Origin of the sequence: Glutamicibacter mishrai, assembly GCF_012221945.1 — a bacterium.
Taxonomy (GTDB): Bacteria; Actinomycetota; Actinomycetes; order Actinomycetales; family Micrococcaceae; genus Glutamicibacter; species Glutamicibacter mishrai.
Window position 1 is genome coordinate 2,988,016 of the sequence record NZ_CP032549.1, and the last position, 19,210, is coordinate 3,007,225.

14 protein-coding genes, 1 tRNA gene and 1 pseudogene are annotated in these 19,210 nt (G+C 59.7%); 13 read left to right on the forward strand and 3 right to left on the reverse strand.

Annotated features, from left to right (window positions below; genetic code table 11):
- Nucleotides 1-3 precede the first annotated feature (3 nt).
- The 7 genes and pseudogenes from D3791_RS14040 to D3791_RS14070 all read left to right on the forward strand — a co-directional run bounded on the left by D3791_RS14040 (nucleotide 4) and on the right by D3791_RS14070 (nucleotide 8,534).
- Nucleotides 4-1,104: a prephenate dehydrogenase gene (locus tag D3791_RS14040; protein WP_022876809.1), complete on the forward strand. Its 1,101-nt coding sequence runs from the start codon at nucleotides 4-6 to the stop codon at nucleotides 1,102-1,104.
- Nucleotides 1,086-1,781: a (d)CMP kinase gene (gene cmk, locus D3791_RS14045; protein WP_052165328.1), complete on the forward strand. Its 696-nt coding sequence runs from the start codon at nucleotides 1,086-1,088 to the stop codon at nucleotides 1,779-1,781. The genes D3791_RS14040 and cmk overlap by 19 nt, the downstream gene beginning before the upstream one ends.
- 65 nt (nucleotides 1,782-1,846) lie before the next feature.
- On the forward strand, nucleotides 1,847-3,379 hold the full coding sequence (der, locus tag D3791_RS14050) for a ribosome biogenesis GTPase Der (RefSeq protein ID WP_022876811.1): 1,533 nt from the start codon (nucleotides 1,847-1,849) through the stop codon (nucleotides 3,377-3,379).
- Nucleotides 3,380-3,479: 100 nt separating this feature from the next.
- A tRNA-Pro gene (locus D3791_RS14055) sits at nucleotides 3,480-3,556 on the forward strand.
- Nucleotides 3,557-3,629: 73 nt separating this feature from the next.
- Complete coding sequence (locus D3791_RS14060) at nucleotides 3,630-4,472, forward strand: PhzF family phenazine biosynthesis protein (RefSeq protein WP_172512561.1); 843 nt, start codon at nucleotides 3,630-3,632, stop codon at nucleotides 4,470-4,472.
- Between the two features lie 205 nt (nucleotides 4,473-4,677).
- Entirely contained in the window at nucleotides 4,678-6,384 is a 1,707-nt protein-coding gene (gene abc-f, locus D3791_RS14065) for a ribosomal protection-like ABC-F family protein (protein ID WP_172512562.1), read from the forward strand.
- A gap of 260 nt (nucleotides 6,385-6,644) precedes the next feature.
- Nucleotides 6,645-8,534: pseudogene (locus D3791_RS14070) on the forward strand (FAD-binding monooxygenase).
- Between the two features lie 226 nt (nucleotides 8,535-8,760).
- Here D3791_RS14070 and D3791_RS14075 read toward each other — a convergent pair.
- The gene (locus D3791_RS14075; RefSeq protein ID WP_172512563.1) at nucleotides 8,761-9,123 is read right to left on the reverse strand and encodes a DUF488 domain-containing protein; all 363 of its coding nucleotides are present in this window, start codon (nucleotides 9,121-9,123) and stop codon (nucleotides 8,761-8,763) included.
- A gap of 265 nt (nucleotides 9,124-9,388) precedes the next feature.
- Between D3791_RS14075 and D3791_RS14080 the strand changes: the two genes are divergently transcribed.
- The 4 genes from D3791_RS14080 to D3791_RS14095 all read left to right on the forward strand — a co-directional run bounded on the left by D3791_RS14080 (nucleotide 9,389) and on the right by D3791_RS14095 (nucleotide 12,027).
- Nucleotides 9,389-9,841: an FHA domain-containing protein gene (locus D3791_RS14080; protein ID WP_022876816.1), complete on the forward strand. Its 453-nt coding sequence runs from the start codon at nucleotides 9,389-9,391 to the stop codon at nucleotides 9,839-9,841.
- A 71-nt stretch (nucleotides 9,842-9,912) separates the two neighbouring features.
- Complete coding sequence (gene ftsR / locus D3791_RS14085) at nucleotides 9,913-10,668, forward strand: transcriptional regulator FtsR (protein ID WP_022876817.1); 756 nt, start codon at nucleotides 9,913-9,915, stop codon at nucleotides 10,666-10,668.
- Nucleotides 10,669-10,708: 40 nt separating this feature from the next.
- On the forward strand, nucleotides 10,709-11,191 hold the full coding sequence (locus D3791_RS14090) for a bifunctional nuclease family protein (RefSeq protein WP_061952484.1): 483 nt from the start codon (nucleotides 10,709-10,711) through the stop codon (nucleotides 11,189-11,191).
- 242 nt (nucleotides 11,192-11,433) lie between these two features.
- Entirely contained in the window at nucleotides 11,434-12,027 is a 594-nt protein-coding gene (locus D3791_RS14095) for a MerR family transcriptional regulator (protein WP_172512564.1), read from the forward strand.
- An 88-nt stretch (nucleotides 12,028-12,115) separates the two neighbouring features.
- Here the strand turns inward: D3791_RS14095 and D3791_RS14100 are convergent, their stop codons facing one another.
- The gene (locus tag D3791_RS14100; protein ID WP_028268849.1) at nucleotides 12,116-12,931 is read right to left on the reverse strand and encodes a ParA family protein; all 816 of its coding nucleotides are present in this window, start codon (nucleotides 12,929-12,931) and stop codon (nucleotides 12,116-12,118) included.
- A gap of 351 nt (nucleotides 12,932-13,282) precedes the next feature.
- Here D3791_RS14100 and D3791_RS14105 point away from each other — a divergent pair, with 351 nt between their 5' ends.
- Complete coding sequence (locus D3791_RS14105) at nucleotides 13,283-16,735, forward strand: pyruvate carboxylase (protein ID WP_172512565.1); 3,453 nt, start codon at nucleotides 13,283-13,285, stop codon at nucleotides 16,733-16,735.
- 119 nt (nucleotides 16,736-16,854) lie between these two features.
- Nucleotides 16,855-17,397: a hypothetical protein gene (locus D3791_RS14110; RefSeq protein WP_172512566.1), complete on the forward strand. Its 543-nt coding sequence runs from the start codon at nucleotides 16,855-16,857 to the stop codon at nucleotides 17,395-17,397.
- Here D3791_RS14110 and D3791_RS14115 read toward each other — a convergent pair.
- Nucleotides 17,370-19,181, reverse strand: a complete 1,812-nt coding sequence (locus tag D3791_RS14115; RefSeq protein WP_172512567.1) for an AMP-dependent synthetase/ligase — start codon at nucleotides 19,179-19,181, stop codon at nucleotides 17,370-17,372. The genes D3791_RS14110 and D3791_RS14115 overlap by 28 nt on opposite strands.
- Nucleotides 19,182-19,210: the final 29 nt, after the last annotated feature.

Here is a 19,210-nt window from a genome sequence, read left to right on the forward strand (position 1 = left end):
CCCATGGCGTCCTCTCACCTTGCCGGCCCGGTTCTGGTCATCGGCACCGGGTTGCTGGGCACCTCGGTGGGACTGGGCCTGCGCGCCAAAGGCGTGCCGGTCTACCTTTCCGATGTCTCACCGACCGCCGCTGGCGTAGCGCAGGACATCGGAGCCGGCGTGCTGCTCGAACAGCGCGCCATCGCCCCGGAACTCGTGGTCATCGGCGCGCCGCCGGACGTCACCGCGAACCTGGTGGCCGACGCGCTCTTGGCGTACCCCAACGCCACCGTGGTGGACATCGCCAGCGTGAAGGGCTCGATCCTTTCCGCGGTCCTGGCAGATGAGCGTCTGAGCCCGGCCGAGACTTCCCGCTATGTGGGCACCCACCCCATGGCAGGTCGTGAAAAGTCGGGCCCGGCCGCCGCACGCGGCGAGCTGTTCACCTCCATGCCATGGGTGATCTGCGCTCATCAGGGGGCGGATCCGGCACGGGTGAAGGTCGCCGAATCCCTGGCGATCGACCTTGGCGCCACCATGCATCGCATGTCGGTCACCGAACATGACCAGTCCGTGGCCCTGATCAGCCACTTCCCGCAGGCGGCCAGCTCGATGATCGCCTCGCGGCTGCTGAATGCCGAGGCCCATCAGCTGGCATTGGCCGGCAACGGGCTGCGGGATACCACGCGCATCGCGGCCAGCGACGAAAAGCTGTGGATCCAGATTTTCTCGCACAACGCCCAAGCGCTGGTGCCGATCTTGACCGGGATGAAAGAAGACCTGGACCGGTTGATCAACACCTTGAGCAACCCGCAGGGCCCTGGCGCGCTGCTGGACCTCTCGCAGCTGATGACCGAGGGCAACGCCGGCAAGGCGCGCATTCCGGGCAAGCACGGCGCCCCGCCTCAAGCCTTCGCGCTGGTCACGGTGCTGGTCGACGACCGCCCGGGACAGATCGCGCAACTGCTGGCCGACATCGGCGAGGCCGGCATTAATATTGAAGATTTGCGCATGGAGCACTCTGCCGGCCACCAGGTCGGCATGGTGGATGTTTCGGTGGTCCCCGGACGCCGCGACGAACTGATTGACGTATTGACTACGAACGGATGGAAAGTAGCCCAGTGAGCACCTTGAACAACGACCAGCTCGTCATCGCCATCGACGGCCCTAGCGGCTCTGGCAAGTCTTCGGTCTCCAAGGCCGTCGCCCGTGAATTGGGTGCCGCCTACCTGGATACCGGCGCGATGTACCGTGCCATCACCTACTCGGTGCTCGCCGATGGAACCGACCTGGCAGACGCCAGCGCGATCGCCCAGGCCGTGCGCGACGCACAGCTGGAGATCTCGGTGGACCCGGACGCCGAATTGGTGAAGATCGGTGGTGTCGATGTCACCAGCGCCATCCGCGAACCGCGCATTTCCGAGCAGGTTTCCACCGTGGCCACCAACCTGGATGCCCGCGCCGAACTGGTGCGCCGCCAGCAGGAAATCATTAACGCCAACGCGCGCATCGTGGCCGAAGGCCGCGACATCACCACCGTGGTGGCTCCGGATGCCGACGCCCGCATCCTGCTGACCGCTTCGGAAGAAGCGCGTTTGCGCCGCCGTGGCCTGCAGCTGGGCGGAACCCAGAACGACTCGCAGCTGGCCAACCAGGTGCTGGCCCGCGACGCCAAGGATTCTACCGTTGTGAACTTCACCCAGGCCGCCGATGGCGTGATGACCGTGGATTCCTCGGACCTGGATTTCGAGCAAACCATCAAGGCAGTGCTTGACGCAATCAGCACTGCAACGAAAAACTAGCCACAAGCTGGTGCCCATCCTCGGCGAGAGCCGATGAAGATTACGATCGCTGTGAAGGGAAAATCATGAGCGAGAACAACTCCACCCACGACGAGGAATACATCCCCGTTGGAGACGACGATATCGCCGAGCGCCTGGCCGAACTGAGCGAGGAAGAAGCCGCCATTCGCGCGCAGGCCCTGCTCAGCGGACTGGAAGATTACGAGCTGGACGAGGAAGACTCGGCCCTGCTCGCAGGTCTGGACGACTTTGATGACGACGACGCCGATGTGGTCATTCCACCGGTGTTGGCCGTGATCGGACGCCCCAACGTGGGCAAGTCCACTCTGGTCAACCGCATCCTGGGCCGTCGCGAAGCCGTGGTTGAGGACACCCCGGGTGTCACCCGCGACCGTGTGTCCTACTCGGCCGAGTGGATGGGCCGCCCCTTCACCATCGTTGATACCGGCGGCTGGGAGCACGACGCCCGGGGCATCCATGCCTCCGTGGCCGACCAGGCGGAGATCGCGGCAGACGTTGCCGACGCCATCCTCTTTGTCGTGGACTCGCACGTTGGCGCCACCGCCACCGACGAGGCCGTGGTGAAGATGTTGCGCAAGAAGGGCAAGCCGGTCTTCCTCGTGGCCAACAAGGTCGATGACTTCAACCAGGAAGCCGAAGCCGCCATGCTCTGGGGCCTGGGCTTCGGCCAGCCTTGGCCGGTCTCGGCCCTGCACGGCCGCGGCACCGCGGACCTGCTCGATGCCGTCATGGAGAAGCTGCCCGAGCACTCGGCATTCGGCGGCTTGATTCCATCCGGTGGTCCTCGCCGTATCGCTTTGATCGGTCGCCCGAACGTGGGCAAGTCCTCGCTGCTGAACAAGCTGGCTGGTTCCGAGCGCGTCGTCGTCGACGACTACGCTGGCACCACCCGAGACCCGGTGGATGAGCTGATCGAACTTGGTGGAAATGTCTGGCGCTTTGTTGATACCGCCGGTATCCGCCGCCGCCAGCACATGGCCGTGGGTTCGGACTACTACGCATCACTGCGCACCCAAAGCGCATTGGAAAAGGCGGAAGTGGCCGTCATCCTGCTGGCCGCGAATGAAGTGGTTTCCGAGCAGGACGTGCGTATCATCCAGTTGGCCATTGAAGCCGGCCGCGCCATGGTGATTGTCTACAACAAGTGGGATGAAGTCGACGAAGATCGTCGCTACTACCTGGACCAGGAGATCGAGCGCGACCTCGCGCACATCGAATGGGCGCCACGAGTGAATATTTCGGCCAAGACCGGATGGCATAAGGACAAGCTGGTTCCCGCGTTGAACACCGCGCTGGACTCGTGGGATAAGCGCATTCCCACCGGCAAGCTCAACGCCTTCCTCGGCGAACTCGTTGCAGCGCACCCGCACCCGGTGCGCGGCGGCAAGCAGCCACGTATCCTCTTCGGCACCCAGGCATCGGCTCGTCCGCCGCGCTTCGTGCTGTTCACCACCGGCTTCCTGGATCCTGGCTACCGCCGATTCATCACCCGCCGGCTGCGTGAGACCTTTGGTTTCGAGGGCACCCCGATTGAAGTTTCCATGCGAATCCGTGAACGTCGCGGCCGTAAGCGCTAGAGTTCGAAATTAGCCCTTCACTTGGTGTAGGGTAATAAAGGAGCTTTTGCAGACGGCACCCTTGGTTCTCACGACTTGGGGATAACGGCTGCGGAGGCATCGGGCTATGGCGCAGCTTGGTAGCGCGCCTCACTGGGGGTGAGGAGGCCGTGGGTTCAAATCCCGCTAGCCCGACCAGCTCGCACAACCCCGTCGAGATCACTCTCGGCGGGGTTTTGTGATACCTAGGACAAGTTCGGAAGGGCGCCAGATGCAACGTCGGTTCTACCAGGTAGATGTTTTCAGCAGCACCGCCTACAAGGGCAATCCGCTGGGCGTGGTGCTCGATGGCGAAGAACTGGAAACACCGGCGATGCAGGACTATTCGCTGTGGTCCAATCTCTCTGAGGTCACCTACGTCCTTCCTGCCACGGATCCTAAGGTGGACTTCCGATTCCGCATTTTCGCTCGGCAGCATGAGTACCGGTTCGCGGGCCATCCAGCTCTGGGCACGGCCCGCGCGTGGCTGGAAGCCGGGGGAGTTCCGCGCGATCCGCGCCAACTCATTGTTGAATGCGGCGCAGGTTTGGTTCCGATCAACATTGATCAGGACGTGCTCTCCTTCGCCTCGCCAGCGCCCCTGCGCACCGGACCGATCGATGCTGAAGAACTGGCGGAAATACTGGAGATCCTGGATATCGAACCATCTGTGATGATCGATGCCCAATGGGTCGACAACGGGCCAGGGTGGGCAGCGATTCTCCTGGAGAACTCGGAACGGGTGTTGGACATTGTTCCCAGGATTCCCCAGCGCACGGGCCGTTGGAAAATCGGCGTGATTGGCGCCTTGCCGCAAGAGCGGTGGCCAGAAAAATTCGAAGTCCGTGCACTGACCATAGAGGACGGGGCCTTGCGCGAGGACCCTGTGACCGGCAGCCTGAACGGTGCAGCGGCGCAGTGGCTGATCGATGCCGGATATGCAACCGCGCCTTTGACGAACCACCAGGGGACCATTGTCGGGCGCGACGGCCAGGTGCACATGAATCTTGTCGACGACCAGCTATGGGTCGGAGGGAACAGCGCAATATTGATCAAGGGAACCATCGAGCTCTAGGCTACGAAAATCTTGCGAGTCCCAGCCAACCGGCTTAGTCTTGAGAAATGGGCACGATAATTTCCGGGATCTATTTCCTCTAGGCAGCAGGCGGTTTTTCGCCGCTTCTTCTCCCTATACTCTTTTGCATCATTGTGATGCCCAATAATCGCCGCCTTTCGGAACTTCTGCGAGAAAGACGCCCGGCGATAGGCAGGAAAATCCCATGACCCATTCCCATGATCAGCGCCCCGTGTCGCCTGAAAATCGTGAAAGTGCCCCTGACTATATTTGCTTGCTAGAAGACATCAGTGTCAGCTTCGCAGATCGTGACGTGCTCGTGCACTGCGACCTGACTATTTCCGGGCGGGAACGCCTGGCAGTGCTCGGCGACAACGGTTCGGGCAAGTCCACGCTGATGCGGGTGATCGCCGGGACACTGGAAACCGACGGCGGCCAACGGCACATGAATGCTCCTGGTGGCGTGGCTTATGCTGCGCAGAATCCGCGGTTTGCCGCCGGGATGAGCATTCAGCAGGTAATCGATTCCTTTCATGCTCGTTTCCGCGAGCTGGAGACCCTGATGCGCATCATCAGCGGCAAGCTTCAAGCAGCCGAGGGTGCGGCAGCTGACCGCCTCATGGCCCAGCTTCAACAGGTGACCGACATTTACGAAGCTGCCGACGGTTATACCTTGGCTCAGCGGCTGGACAGCGCGCTGCAGCAACTGGGGCTGGGGGAGATGAACCGAGAAGCTGATGTCTCGCGGCTTTCCGGCGGCCAGCGGTCACGACTCGCCTTGGCATGTGTGCTGTGTTCCGGGGCGCAGCTTTTGCTTCTCGATGAACCGACCAACGATCTGGATGAAGCTGCTTTGGCTTGGCTGGAGAAGAGCGTGGACAAGCATCGTGGCGCTTTGGTTCTCATCACCCACGACCGCATGTTCCTCAAACGCTTTGCTCGATCAATCCTCGAAGTCCACGATGGGCAATTGAGCAGATACGGCAATGGCTATGACGGCTACCTCCATGCCAAAGAGCAGGAGCGGGCAGCAGCTGTGGAAGCCTACGACCTGTGGCTGGCAGAGATGGCGCATTCCAAGAAACTAGTCGAGAAGAACGCCGCGAGGGTAGCGGCCATTCCCCGAAAGATGGAGATGGCCGGCTTCGGGCACGGCAATTTTCGTTCGCGTGAACGCAGCCATGGATCTACCTCCAAGATCCGCCAAGCCAAGTCCCGCATTGAAGAGCTGGAGTCCAATCCGGCGCCAAAACCTGCCACGGAACTCGAGTTTTCCCTGCCAGCTGGCGCGGCCCTTCACGAATCGACTGAGACCCTGATCCACGTTCAGAAGATCCGGCGCGAGCAACCTCCCAAGCTCAGCACGGGATCCTTCGAGGTCAAACTCGGCGAACGATGGCTGGTCACCGGGCCTAACGGCGCCGGTAAAAGCTCATTGCTCAAGATGCTCTCTGGAGAACTGGACTATGAAGGAGGCATTATTCAGCGAGCATCAGATTTGCGTTGCGCTTGGTTGCGGCAAGACCTTGGCGAGGTGACGGGCGATAGCTTGATTGAAGCTTTCGCACTGGCAACAGATCAATATGTTGATGATGCTGCCGAAGTCCTGGCCAAGCTGGGCCTATTTGCGCCCGAAGACTTCTTGAGACATCCTCTGGCGCTTTCGGTAGGGCAACGTCGCAGACTCGAACTGGCCATCGCGGTGAGTTCGCAAGCGCATGTGCTCTTCTTAGATGAGCCAACCAACCACATCTCGCCGGCATTAGTTGAACAGCTTGAAGACGCGCTGGAGGATTTCCCCGGAACCGTGGTCACGGTGAGCCATGACCGCAGATGGCAGCAAAAGCTGAAGGTACATCCTGACCTGCAGCGTTTGCACGTGCGTGACGGGTCAGTCCAAGTCGTGCGCTAGTCCATCTGAGTCGTTCTTCTGCATTCATGCAGAGGCGACGCGTAGTCAATAATCGGCAACAATGCCCCGGCAGCCATCGATGGTTTGCCGGGGCTTTCTTGCGCCCGGAAATAGCAGGTATCTGCTGTACCACCAGTCGTCTTGTGCCTGAGCTCACAGATTGCATATGATTTGTGTGCGATAAAAGATTACAGTGTTCGTTTATAGAACTTTGATCGAAAAAGTTTAGTGGCACTGTCAGAGAATTGGGGAATGGAACAATGCAGTTTCACCACAACGGATATGTTTCCGCTGATCCACGTGTTCAGCCCGCTGCCGGTACCGGGATAGACCGTCCCACTGATCTGCCGGAACAAATGGACGTGTTGATTGTCGGAACCGGTCCTGCAGGCATCATCGCTGCAGCCCAGCTCTCACAGTTCCCTCAAGTCCATACCCGGATTATCGATCGGCGACCCGGGCGCCTGGAAATCGGGCAAGCTGACGGCATCCAGTCCCGAACGGTGGAGACATTCCAGGCATTCGGCTTTGCCGAGCGCATCACTTCAGAGGCCTACATCATCAAGGAGACCACCTTCTGGAATCCGGATCCGCAGAACCCTGATCGCATTATCCGCACCGATCGAACCCCGGATGATCCCACTGGCGTCAGCGAATTCCCTCACCTCGTTGTCAACCAAGCCCGCGTGATCGATTACTTCGCCGAGTATGCCTACAACTCTCCAACACGCCTTGCTCCAGATTTCGGCTGGGACTTCCAGGGTCTAGTGCTGGAGGAAAACCATGACTACCCCGTGAAGGTAACCCTGCTTGGCTGCGGCGACGATAACCAGGGCCTTGAGCGGGTCGTGCGTGCCAAATATGTTGTTGGCGCCGACGGAGCACGCAGCAGCGTCCGCCGTTCCATCGGAGCCAAGGTATCTGGCGATAAGGCGAATCACGCATGGGGCGTGATGGACACTTTGGCGCTGACGGATTTCCCCGACGTGCGCACCAAATGCGCGATCCACTCCCAGGCTGGATCAATTCTGCTGATCCCTCGCGAGGGTGGCCAGCTCTTCCGGATCTATGTGGATCTGGGCAAAGTGCCCGAGAACGACAACGGCAAAGTTCGCCAGACGCCGCTGGAAGAAATCATCGAACGCGCCAAGGCGATCCTCAACCCATACTCCCTGGACGTTAAGGACGTGGCGTGGCACAGCGTCTACGAGGTCGGGCACCGCTTGGCAGATCGCTTCGACGACGTAGCCGTTGAAGAGATCGGTAAACGCGATCCACGCGTATTTATCACCGGCGATGCCTGCCACACGCACTCGGCCAAGGCAGGACAGGGGATGAATGTTTCGATGCAGGACGGCTTTAACCTGGCATGGTAGCTCGGGTACGTCCTGTCCGGACAAGCCCCGCAGAGCCTGCTGCGCACCTATTCGGCTGAACGAAAAGTCATCGCCAAGGACCTTATCGATTTTGACAAGCAGTGGTCCTCCATCATGGACGCAACGCCCGAGGCCGTGGAAGGGCAGGAAGACGTCGCGCAGTTCTACGTGCGCACCGCTGAATTCCCGGCCGGATTCATGACCGAATACGCCGCTTCAGAACCCACCGCCGATCAAGCGCATCAGGGCCTGGCCGCCGGCTTCCCGATTGGAAAGCGGTTCAAGTCCTCGGAAGTCATGCGGATTGCGGACGCGAATCCAATGCATTTGGGACACCACCACCGCGCTGATGGCCGTTACCGAATATACGTCTTTGCAAACCAGAGCGAAGTCGGCGAAGCAGGCAAAGTCGCGTCGCTGGCGCAATGGCTATTGGAATCGAGCGAATCGCCGGTCAGCCGGTTCACGCCGAAGGGTGCGGACCTTGACGACCTCTTTGACGTGAAGGTCATCTACCAGCAGGACTACACGACTATCAACGTCAACGATGCGCCTAAGATCTTCCGCCCCAATGTGGGCGAGTTCGCGTTGGCGGACTACGAGAAGGTCTACACGGTTTTGGAAACGTCAGATATTTTCGATGATCGCCAGATTTCGCGCGATGGCGCCATCGTCATCGTCCGACCGGATATGTACGTAGCCAATGTTCTCCCGTTGGATGCGACAGCAGAGCTGGCTCGATTCTTTGAGGGTGTCTTGATCCCGCAGAACTAAGTCGAGCTGGAAGAACACCGTGGGGGCGCAGTTGAGAACGAAGCGCCTCAACGGTGTTCTGATCTGCCAGCACAGGAATATTTTCCGGGCATCAGAAGTTGAAAACAGTGACAGGTGAATTGATCCAAGCACAAGGGTGAAACCATGAGCCAAGAATTTAGTTTTGATCTTCAACAGGTTGTTGAGTCGAACTTGGTGTGCACCGATGGAGTCTGCTTTGTTCCGGCTAGCGGAGCTTCAACTGTTCAAGAAGATACTCTCGCAAAACCATCGCGTGATTAGCCTGTTCATTGCGCGCTGCGTAAACCAAGGTGATCGTAGGCATCGGATCAACTAGTTCCAGGAACTCGTCGACTGCCGCATTTTGATTCAGCTCGTCCTTGTACTGTGCGGCGAACTGCTCAAACTGATCTGTGTCGTGGTTCCATGCTTTGCGCAACTCGGAACTAGGGGCCAAGGATTTGGCCCACTGATCAAGCCCTAGCGCGGCTTTGGTTAGCCCACGAGGCCAAAGGCGGTCCACCAGTATTCGGTATCCGTCGTGGTCACTGGGCTCCGTGTAAGCGCGCTTAATCAGGATTTCTGTCATTGTCCACCTGCAGGATAGTGATCATGGCTTGCTCGGACACCCGATTCAGCGAATGATCGATGTTAAAGCGACGGTCGCATCAATGGTCATTCACCAGCAGTCGGGGCGTCAAGAAATCCACGCGCCGGAAATTATCGATACTTCTGTTATCACTTGGGTGGTGAGTAGGCTAATCTGTAGATAGTTTGGTATTGCCTACTATGCCGAATTTGAACACAAGGTCGTCGCGCACGAGCTGTTAGCAAGATTTTCTGGAGGATCCCAAATGTCGGAACATGGGCCGGTTGACCCGAATAACGAGTCTGCCTCCGAGACGACCAATATTGCTCTTCCTTCAATGAACAAGGCTACAGAGCCTTCGGTGATTTACACGTTGAGTGAAGATGAGAAGAATGCGGTACGCGCGCTTCCATCGGGCTCTGCTTTGCTCATTGCCCACTCGGGGCCAAACAAGGGAGCCCGCTTCCTGCTGGATACCGATGAGAGCATTGCTGGGCGTCACCCAAATGCAGATATCTTCTTGGATGATGTCACGGTATCGCGTCGCCACGCGAAGTTCACCAGGAACGGTGAAAGCTTCTTGCTCAGCGACATCGGCTCGCTCAATGGCACGTACATCAATGGCGACCGTATTGACGAAATCCAATTGAACAGCGGAGTCCAAGTGCAGATTGGCAAGTTCCGCCTGAATTTCTACCAGAGCGTACCGAACCTTTAAACTGGTAGAGTTCTAGATTTCCGCCGACGGCCTGTCCGTCGAGATATTTTTACTTCCGAGGTGCAGACCCTTTGCCGATCTTTGACGCAGCCCGTAGCCCACGACTCGAGGCATCGCGCCACGAGACTGTCCGGCACGCAGCGCTGAATATCGGCGAAGTGCTCTCGGAGCTAAAGGATGAATTCCCACGGGTCACGGCATCCAAGATCCGCTTTTTGGAGGACAAGGGCCTAATCATCCCGCAGCGTACCTCCGCCGGCTACCGCAAATACACTGCTTCCGACGTCAGCCGTCTTCGCTTCATCCTCTCAGTGCAGCGTGACCAGTACCTGCCTCTGAAGGTCATCAAAGACCACTTGGACGCTGTCGACCGCGGCGAAGCCCCAGAAGCATTGCCCGGGGGAGCGCCAGCCGCTCCACAACTGGTCAATAGCGACATGGCCGAAGCAGTCGAGAGCAAGACCCGTTTGGTCTCCCTGGCCGAGCTGCAGGGAATCACCGGCGCCAACGAAGTACTCGTCGACGAATTGCTGAAGTTTGGCCTCATTGAATCACAAGGCGGCTTGTTCGATTCGAACTGCATCAAGGTGACCAAATCCGCTGTGCAGCTGGCCAATCACGGTGTGGAGCCAAGGCACCTGCGCCAGTTCCGCACTGCAGCTGATCGCGAATTTTCACTGATCGAATCGATCATTGGCAATGACATGAAGAAGCCGGAAGTTTCAGCCCGTGCACGAGCTGCGGAAGAAGCGCAAGAAATTTCACGCCAGTGCCTGGAAATCCACGAAGCTCTCGTGCAGCGTGCTATTTCCCATCTTGATCGCTAGGCTAATTTTCATCAGGCTTTTACAACTCTAGGAGGCCGGCATGCTGGAACTGGAGTTTTCCGGGATCCGTATTCAACTGCCTGCGAATCAGCCACTTCTGTTGCTCAAATATCCAGAACAGAATCTGTATCTGCCGTTGTGGATCGGAGCCCCCGAAGCATCGGCGATCGCAATGTCGGAACAAGGGCTTACTCCGCCTCGTCCAATGACCCACGATCTGATGATCAGCGTTTTTGAGGCCTTGGGAGTGACGCTAGAAAGAATTGAAATCGTTTCGGTGCACAATGCTGTTTTTGTTGCCGAACTTGTTTTTTCCAACGGCAAACGGGTCGACTCCCGGTCTTCTGACGCGGTGGCGCTGGCTGTGCGGGCTAAATGCCCCATCATGTGCGCCGAAGACGTTCTTGAAGAAGCCGGAGTGTCCATCGAAACTGATGGCGATGGTGAAGAAGCTCCTGAGGAGCAACTTCGCGAGTTCCGTGAATTTTTAGACAACATTGATCCCGAAGACTTTTCTTCTTAGCTGAAGCTTTGCTGAATTCAGCGAATTATCGAAGCTCATTTGGGTTATTCGATTTGCGTGCGCGACACGGCTTAAAGTTAAGCTTGAAGGTCTTTGACCATTAGGTCAGATGGCCGTACCGTCGATGCATAGAGACATTAATTCGGGAACTGTTTTTGTGATCATCGCTCGCATCTGCACGGTTCTAATTTAGTCGTCTATTTACTCGTTTAGAAACGTGCTGATACGCAAGGAGCAATTGGATGGAGTCATGCCAGACAGGGTCTCATTATGGGGCCGACGGTGGCAACAAGCAATCCAATACACAGGGGCTGCTCTTCACCGATGACCTGCCCGAGCTGGATGAGCATGCTGGTTACCGTGGCCCGGTTGTTTGCAAGGCCGCGGGTATCACTTACCGTCAGCTCGATTACTGGGCACGTACCGGCTTGGTAGAGCCGGCTGTTCGCGGCGCCAAGGGTTCTGGCAGCCACCGGTTGTACTCCTTCCGCGATATCCTTGTCCTGAAAGTCGTCAAGCGTCTGCTGGACACCGGAGTATCCCTGCAGCAAATCAGGGCTGCCGTATTGCATTTGCGCGAGCGCGGTGTAGAGGACCTGGCACAGATTACATTGATGAGCGATGGCGCCTCCGTGTATGAATGCACCAGCGCAGACGAAGTCATTGACCTCGTGCAAAAGGGACAGGGTGTCTTTGGCATCGCTGTGGGCCGCGTCTGGCGCGAAGTTGAAGGTTCGCTGGCGCAGCTTCCTTCGGAAAATTCCGCCGAGCAAGCCATGCCGGAAGACGAGCTCGCAGCGCGTCGTGCTGCCAAGGCCGCACGCAACGTCGGTTAAATATTCCTTATAAACGTAGATAGACTTCGGGCCGGACCACCAAATGGTGGTCCGGCCCGAAGTCTATCTAGCTGAGGTTTGGCGAACGCTAGCGGTTCGAAGCTCCTGCGCTTGCCATGACTTCCTTGAGCAAGGCATCAAACTGGTTGAGCATTGGCGCGGTGGCCTTCGACGGCCACTGGTGAACCGAGTAGGCGGCACCCTGGATTTGCTGCCACTCCGGGTGTTCCGGAATTTCCGGCTTGACCATGGACTCGCCGAACATCTGGCGCATCTCGCCCAAACGGAAGGTGTGCTCCGCCGAGTCCTTGCGAACTCGGTTGGCGACAACCTTGACTGGACCTAGCGACGGCGCGAATTCGCGTCGGAACAGATCCAGAGCGCGTTGCGTGCGTTCGGTGCCGGCCACTGAGAAGAGGCTTGGTTCTGCTACGAGCAGCAGCTGATCCGATGCGCTCCATGCCATGCGGGTCAGACCGTTGAGCGATGGCGGGCAGTCGATCAGCACCAACTGGTAACCGCTCGTGCGGCTAAGAATCTGGGTAAGGCGACGAAGGTCCCTGGTACGCAAGTCCGGGCGGTCATAGATGCCGGTGTAGGCATCGCCTACGGCAACATCGAGCACTGGAATGCGGGTGCGGGATTTCTTTTCTGCCGCCTTGGTTTGCCAAGCGCTGGCGACTACCTGATCTTGCAGGCGGGCGCGACGAGCATTTTTGAGCATTTGCCCAATTGGCTGCTTTCCGTTTGCCCGAACTCCGAGGCCAGTGCTGGCATCCGCATGGGGATCCAAGTCAATGACGAGAGTCGGAATGCCGGCGGCAAGTGCTGCTGAAGCCAGGCCGAGCGTTACGGAGGTTTTTCCCACGCCACCCTTGAGGCTGCTGATGCTCACTACGTGCACGGACCAGACCACGCCTTTCACTGTTCGCTAATTTAACGTCCCACCGAATATTTAGTCTCTCATCATCATAGTGTGCCGGAGCCCATTTCCCCGACTTTGCAACGTCAGTTTTTGGTTATGGATCCAACTTAGTGATTAAAAGATCATCTTCATCAAATATTTCTTGTGGTCTGACCACATTGCGAAATGTTTGGACGTTCAGCACAGCATCGATGTAGTGTGTTTCACAGAAGTGGCAAAAGCTGCCACTTTTCGAGACCCGACAGGCTGTTGATGTCTCTCTTCGGACCGGGGGATTCCTTTCCACGGGCCGAGCAAAATCAACCTGTACAGATTCGATGTAGGGAAACTATGTTTGAAAAAATCTTGGTCGCCAACCGCGGTGAGATTGCAATTCGCGCTTTCCGAGCCAGCTACGAGCTAGGCGCAAAGACCGTTGCCGTCTACCCACACGAGGATCGAAATTCGATTCACCGCCAGAAGGCCGCAGAGGCCTACCAGATCGGCGAAGAGGGCCACCCGGTCCGCGCCTACCTGGATATCGACGAGATTATCCGCGTTGCCAAGGAAGCCGGCGCCGATGCAATCTACCCTGGCTACGGATTCATGTCCGAAAACCCCGATCTCGCTCGCGCCGCTGCGGCAGAAGGCATCAAGTTCATTGGTCCAAAGGCGGACGTACTTGAACTGGCCGGAAACAAGGTCGCGGCGCTGAAGGCAGCTCGCGAAGCCGGAATTCCAGTGCTCGAATCCTCCGAGCCAAGCGACGATGTAGATTTCCTGATCGCCGAAGCCGACCGTATCGGCTTCCCGATCTTCGTCAAGGCAGTTGCCGGTGGTGGCGGACGCGGCATGCGCCGCGTCGACAAGCGCGAAGACCTGCCAGAGCTGATGGGCGCGGCCATGCGTGAAGCAGGCACCGCTTTCGGTGATCCAACGGTCTTCCTGGAGCAGGCAGTGCTCCGCCCTCGCCACATCGAGGTCCAGATCCTGGCCGATGAACACGGAAACATCGTTCACCTTCACGAGCGCGACTGCTCGCTGCAGCGTCGCCACCAGAAGGTTGTCGAGATCGCTCCAGCGCCAAACCTGGATGACTCCATTCGCCAGGCGCTGTTCCGCGACGCGGTGAAGTTCGCCAAGACCCTGGGCTACCAGAACGCGGGAACGGTCGAGTTCCTCGTGGACACCGTGGGCGAACGTGCCGGCCAGCACGTGTTCATCGAAATGAACCCGCGCATCCAGGTTGAGCATACGGTGACCGAAGAAGTCACCGACATCGACTTGGTGCAGGCGCAGATGCGCATTGCCGCCGGCGAGTCGCTCGCGGATCTGGGCATCACCCAGGACAGCGTGCAGGTCCGCGGCTGGGCTCTGCAGTCGCGCATCACCACTGAGGATCCTGCCAATGGCTTCCGCCCGGACGTGGGAACCATTACCGTGTACCGCTCGGCCGGCGGTTCGGGCGTGCGACTGGACGGCGGCACCATCTACACCGGCGCCGAGGTCTCCCCGCATTTCGACTCGATGCTGGTCAAGCTCACCTGCCGCGGCCGCGACTACAAGACTGCGGTAGCACGCGCTCGTCGTGCGCTGGCAGAATTCCGTGTTCGTGGTGTGGCCACCAATATCCCGTTCATCCAGAATGTGCTCAGCGACCCGCAGTTCCTGGCCGGTGACGTTGCCACCGACTTCATCGACTCGCGCCCGGACCTGCTGACCGGCAATGAGTCCCAGGACCGCGGCACCAAGGCCCTGAACTACCTGGCGCATGTCACCGTGAACCACCCCAACGGGGAGCGTATCGAGGGCATCGACCCTCGCAAGAAACTGCCTGCCTTCCCCGGGGACAAGTCCGATGAGCCAGAGCGTTCGCCATTTGATGGCCCGTCCAAGTCGGCTGTGCCGGCTGATGGATGGCGCCAGAAGCTGCTGGAGCTCGGCCCAGAAGGATTCGCCAAGGCACTGCGCGATTCCAAGGCCGTGGGCATCACCGACACCACCTTCCGCGACGCGCACCAGTCCTTGCTGGCCACCCGCGTGCGTACCCGCGACCTGCTGGCTGCCGCGCCGGCGTATGCCCACAGCGTGCCGCAGCTGTTCTCCATGGAGGTCTGGGGCGGAGCGACCTACGACGTAGCCCTGCGATTCCTCGGCGAAGACCCATGGAAGCGCTTGGAGCTGCTGCGTGCCGAACTTCCGAACATCCCGCTGCAGATGCTGCTGCGCGGCCGTAACACGGTGGGCTACACCCCGTACCCGACGGAAGTCACCGACGCCTTCGTGAAGGAAGCAGCGGCCGCCGGCATCGACATCTTCCGCATCTTCGACGCGCTCAACGACGTGTCGCAGATGGCACCGGCCATCAAGGCAGTGCGCGAGACCGGTACCGCGGTGGCCGAGGTGGCCCTGTGCTACACCGGCAACCTGCTGGATGCCAACGAGAAGCTGTACACGCTGGACTACTACCTGGACCTGGCGCAGCAGATTGTTGACGCCGGTGCCCACATCATCGCCATCAAGGATATGGCCGGCCTGCTGCGTCCTGCCGCGGCGACCAAGCTGGTGACCGCGTTGCGCGAACGCTTCGACCTTCCGGTGCACCTGCACACCCACGACACCTCCGGCGGCCAGCTGGCCACCTTGATGGCAGCCGTCGACGCTGGCGTGGACGCTGTGGACGTGGCCAGCGCGGCAATGGCCGGAACCACCTCGCAGCCTTCTGCCTCCGCGCTGATCGCCGCACTGGAATTCACCGAGCGCGATCCGGGCCTGTCATTGGATGCCGTGGCCTCGCTGGAACCGTACTGGGAAGCAGTACGCGCCCTGTACAAGCCATTCGAATCGGGGCTGCCAGCGCCAACCGGCCGTGTCTACCAGCACGAGATCCCTGGCGGCCAGCTCTCCAACCTGCGCCAGCAGGCCATCGCGCTGGGCCTGGGCGAACGCTTCGAAGCCATCGAGTCGATGTACGCCTCGGTGAACGCGATGCTCGGCAACGTGGTCAAGGTGACTCCTTCTTCCAAGGTGGTCGGCGACCTGGCGCTGCAGCTGGTCGGTTCCGGAGTGCCCGCGGCCGACTTCGAGGCCAATCCGCAGAACTACGACATCCCGGATTCGGTGATCCAGTTCCTTTCCGGTGAACTGGGCAACCCTCCGGGCGGCTGGCCGGAGCCATTCCGCACCAAGGCGCTGCAGGGCCGCAATGTGAAGTCCCACGTCGAGGACCTGTCGGCCGAGGACGCCCAGGCGTTGCGCGCTGATTCGGACACCATCCGGGCAACCCTGAACCGCCTGCTCTTCGCCGGCCCGACTCGCGACTTCGAGAAGTCGGTGGAGAACTTCGGCGACCTGTCGGTGCTGCATACCCGTGATTACCTCTACGGCCTGACCCCGGGCTTCGAGCATGTAATCTCGCTGGGCACCGGTGTCCGCCTGCTGGTCAAGCTGGTTTCGGTGTCCGACGCCGACGAGAAGGGCCTGCGCACCGTGGTGGTCACGCTCAATGGCCAGTCCCGCCAGATCAAGGTCCGCGACGAGTCGGTGGAATCCACCGTGAAGTCTGCTCCGAAGGCCGATCCGAACAACGCAGGCCATGTGGCCGCGCCGTTCGCCGGTGCAGTGACCGTGAATGTGAAGGCCGGCGACCTCGTCGAGGCGGGCCAGTCGGTGGCCACGATCGAGGCGATGAAGATGGAAGCTGGCATTACAGCCAACGCCACCGGCGTCGTCACCCAGATCACCCTCGATGGGACCAGCCAGGTCCAAGGCGGCGATCTGCTCTTGGTCATCGAAGCCAAGTAGCATCCAGGCCTCTGGCCTTATTGAGCGCAGGGGCTCGCAACTTTGGTTGCGGGCCCCTGTTCTCTCACAAGATTTTCAACGCAGATCCAGTACAAGCAGATTCATTACAAGGAGCCGTGATGCGAGCACATAAAACTCCGGCCGGGGCTGCGCCAGCGGAAGTCGCCGCCCGAGCCAGCGAGGTTGCTGCAGGCCGCGATCGACTGGGGGTGCTGGTCTTTACGCTCAGCACGCACCTGCCCTTTTTCGAAATTGCCGAGCACCTGGCCGAGCAATTCGGCGAACTCCAGCTGCGCGCCGAGGTCTCTACCGCCGGCCCGCAACGGGTCGAATCGGTGCTCGAAGGCAAATTCGCCGGCGTCGACGTGCTGGTGGTCGTCGGGGAGACTGGGCCGGATGGCGAAGACCAGTTGATGGAACTGGTGCAGTGGCTGCTGGCCAATGGCCGCCAGCCGCTGGCCGAGAACCTGATCTTCGCGGTGATCGACGATGGCCAACGTGCCAGCGATATGCCCGCCTTCAACCGGGTGGTGCTGCCACGCAGCTACTTTGCCCGGACACAGCAAAGCGGCCTCAGGTTGCCCTGGGCCGCTTCGGCTCGCGAATCGTGGGAGCTGGTTACCGCTGTTCTGGACTACTCCTTGGGCTTGGGCGCCGAGTAGATCTCTTCGATCAGCTCGTTGTAGTCCTTGAGCACAACAGCGCGCTTGATCTTCATCGAGGGGGTCAAATGGCCGGTTTCCTCGGTGAAGTCAGCGGGCACCACGCGGAAGGACTTGATGGCCTCGGCCTTCGACACCGAGGTGTTCGCCTTGGCGATGACCTTGTCAATGGTTTCCAGCACTGTTGGATGCTTGGCCAGCTCTTCGAGCGGGGTGTTCTTATCCAGCTGATGGCGATCAAGCCAGCCCGGAAGCGCCTCGGGATCCAAGGTGACCAGGGCTGCGATGAATGGACGGCCCTCACCGATCACTACGCACTGGGACACCAGCGCATCGGCCCTGATCTGGTCCTCGAGCAACGCGGGAATCACGTTCTTGCCGCTGGAGGTAACGATGATTTCCTTCTTGCGGCCGGTGATCTTGAGGAACCCGTCGGCATCCAGCTCGCCGACGTCGCCGGTGTGGAACCAGCCGTCGGTGAAGGTCTCTGCTTGAAGCTCAGGGCGATTGTGATATCCGCTCATCACGCACAAGCCCTTGGCAAGGATCTCGCCGTCGTCGGCGATCCGCACCGCATTGCCTGGCAGCGGCTTGCCGACCGTGCCGATCTTGATGCGCTCAAGGGTATTGACGGTGATCGGCGCGGTGGTCTCGGTCAAACCGTAGCCTTCGAGCACCGTGACGCCGATGCCATTGAAGAAGTGGCCCAGGCGTTCTCCCAGAGGACCGCCGCCGGAGACCGCGTGGCGGATTTTGCCGCCCATCGCCTGGCGCAATTTCTTGTAGAGCAAGGCGTCGAAAAGCTTGTGCTTGAGATTGAGCACCAGCGGGATCTTGCCCGATTGCTGGGCCTTGGAATAGGCGACAGCGACGTCGACCCCGGCGTGGAAGATCTTGCCCTTGCCGCCGTCTTCGGCCTTGAGCATCGCCGAGTTGTAGACCTTTTCGAAGACGCGCGGAACGGCGAGGATGAAGTTCGGCTTGAAGGACTGCAGATCGCCGAGCAGGTTCTTCACGTCCGGGGTATGCCCGGTGCGGCAGCCGGCGGCCACGTTGATCACCGAGATGAATCGCGCGAAGACGTGGGCCAGTGGCAGGAACATGATGGTGGAGGCGCCGGGGTAGACAGCCTGGGGCAGCGATGCGGCGGCATTTTCGGCCAGTTCCACGAAGTTGCTGTGGGTCAGTTCGCAGCCCTTGGGGCGCCCGGTGGTGCCGGAGGTGTAGATGATGGTGGCGATATCGCTCAACGTCACAGCCGATCGGCGGGCTTCGAGCTGTTCGTCGTCAATGGCCTTGCCGTCTTCGATCAGCTGCTCAAGGCCGCCCTCGAACTGCCAAATATTATCCAGGGTGTCGAGCTGTTCTTGATGGGCCGCGCGACGCACCACGCCTTCGTGGGTTGCGGATTCGAGAACGACGGCTTTGACCTCGGAGTCTGCGACGATCCAGGCTACCTGGCTGGGGGAGGAGGTCTCGTAGATCGGCACGGTGACGCATCCGGCGAACCAGATCGCGAAGTCGACCAAGGTCCATTCGTAGCGGGTTTTCGCCATCAGCGCGATGCGCTCGCCCGGGTTGATGCCGTTGGCGATGAAGCCCTTGGCGATGGCCTTGGCATCCGCGGCGAACTGTGATGCGGTGACGTCCTGCCAGGTTGAGTCCGCGCCGGGTTTGGCGAACAAGGCTGGATTGGCCGCCGAGTTGGCGTGGCGTAGCAACAGATCGGTGATATTTGACTGCTGAGGTGTGTGGATGCGAATTGGCGAGCTGTATTCGCGCATCTGGTATTCATCTCCTGAACTTTGTGTGA

Excerpts from the sequence above, each read along its gene's own strand:
- D3791_RS14040 (WP_022876809.1), top strand. The coding sequence starts at position 4 with ATGGCGTCCTCTCACCTTGCCGGCCCGGTTCTGGTCATCGGCACCGGG.
- cmk (WP_052165328.1), top strand. The coding sequence starts at position 1,086 with ATGGAAAGTAGCCCAGTGAGCACCTTGAACAACGACCAGCTCGTCATC.
- der (WP_022876811.1), top strand. The coding sequence starts at position 1,847 with ATGAGCGAGAACAACTCCACCCACGACGAGGAATACATCCCCGTTGGA.
- D3791_RS14060 (WP_172512561.1), top strand. The coding sequence starts at position 3,630 with ATGCAACGTCGGTTCTACCAGGTAGATGTTTTCAGCAGCACCGCCTAC.
- abc-f (WP_172512562.1), top strand. The coding sequence starts at position 4,678 with ATGACCCATTCCCATGATCAGCGCCCCGTGTCGCCTGAAAATCGTGAA.
- D3791_RS14075 (WP_172512563.1), bottom strand. The coding sequence starts at position 9,123 with ATGACAGAAATCCTGATTAAGCGCGCTTACACGGAGCCCAGTGACCAC.
- D3791_RS14080 (WP_022876816.1), top strand. The coding sequence starts at position 9,389 with ATGTCGGAACATGGGCCGGTTGACCCGAATAACGAGTCTGCCTCCGAG.
- D3791_RS14090 (WP_061952484.1), top strand. The coding sequence starts at position 10,709 with ATGCTGGAACTGGAGTTTTCCGGGATCCGTATTCAACTGCCTGCGAAT.
- D3791_RS14095 (WP_172512564.1), top strand. The coding sequence starts at position 11,434 with ATGGAGTCATGCCAGACAGGGTCTCATTATGGGGCCGACGGTGGCAAC.
- D3791_RS14105 (WP_172512565.1), top strand. The coding sequence starts at position 13,283 with ATGTTTGAAAAAATCTTGGTCGCCAACCGCGGTGAGATTGCAATTCGC.
- D3791_RS14110 (WP_172512566.1), top strand. The coding sequence starts at position 16,855 with ATGCGAGCACATAAAACTCCGGCCGGGGCTGCGCCAGCGGAAGTCGCC.
- D3791_RS14115 (WP_172512567.1), bottom strand. The coding sequence starts at position 19,181 with ATGCGCGAATACAGCTCGCCAATTCGCATCCACACACCTCAGCAGTCA.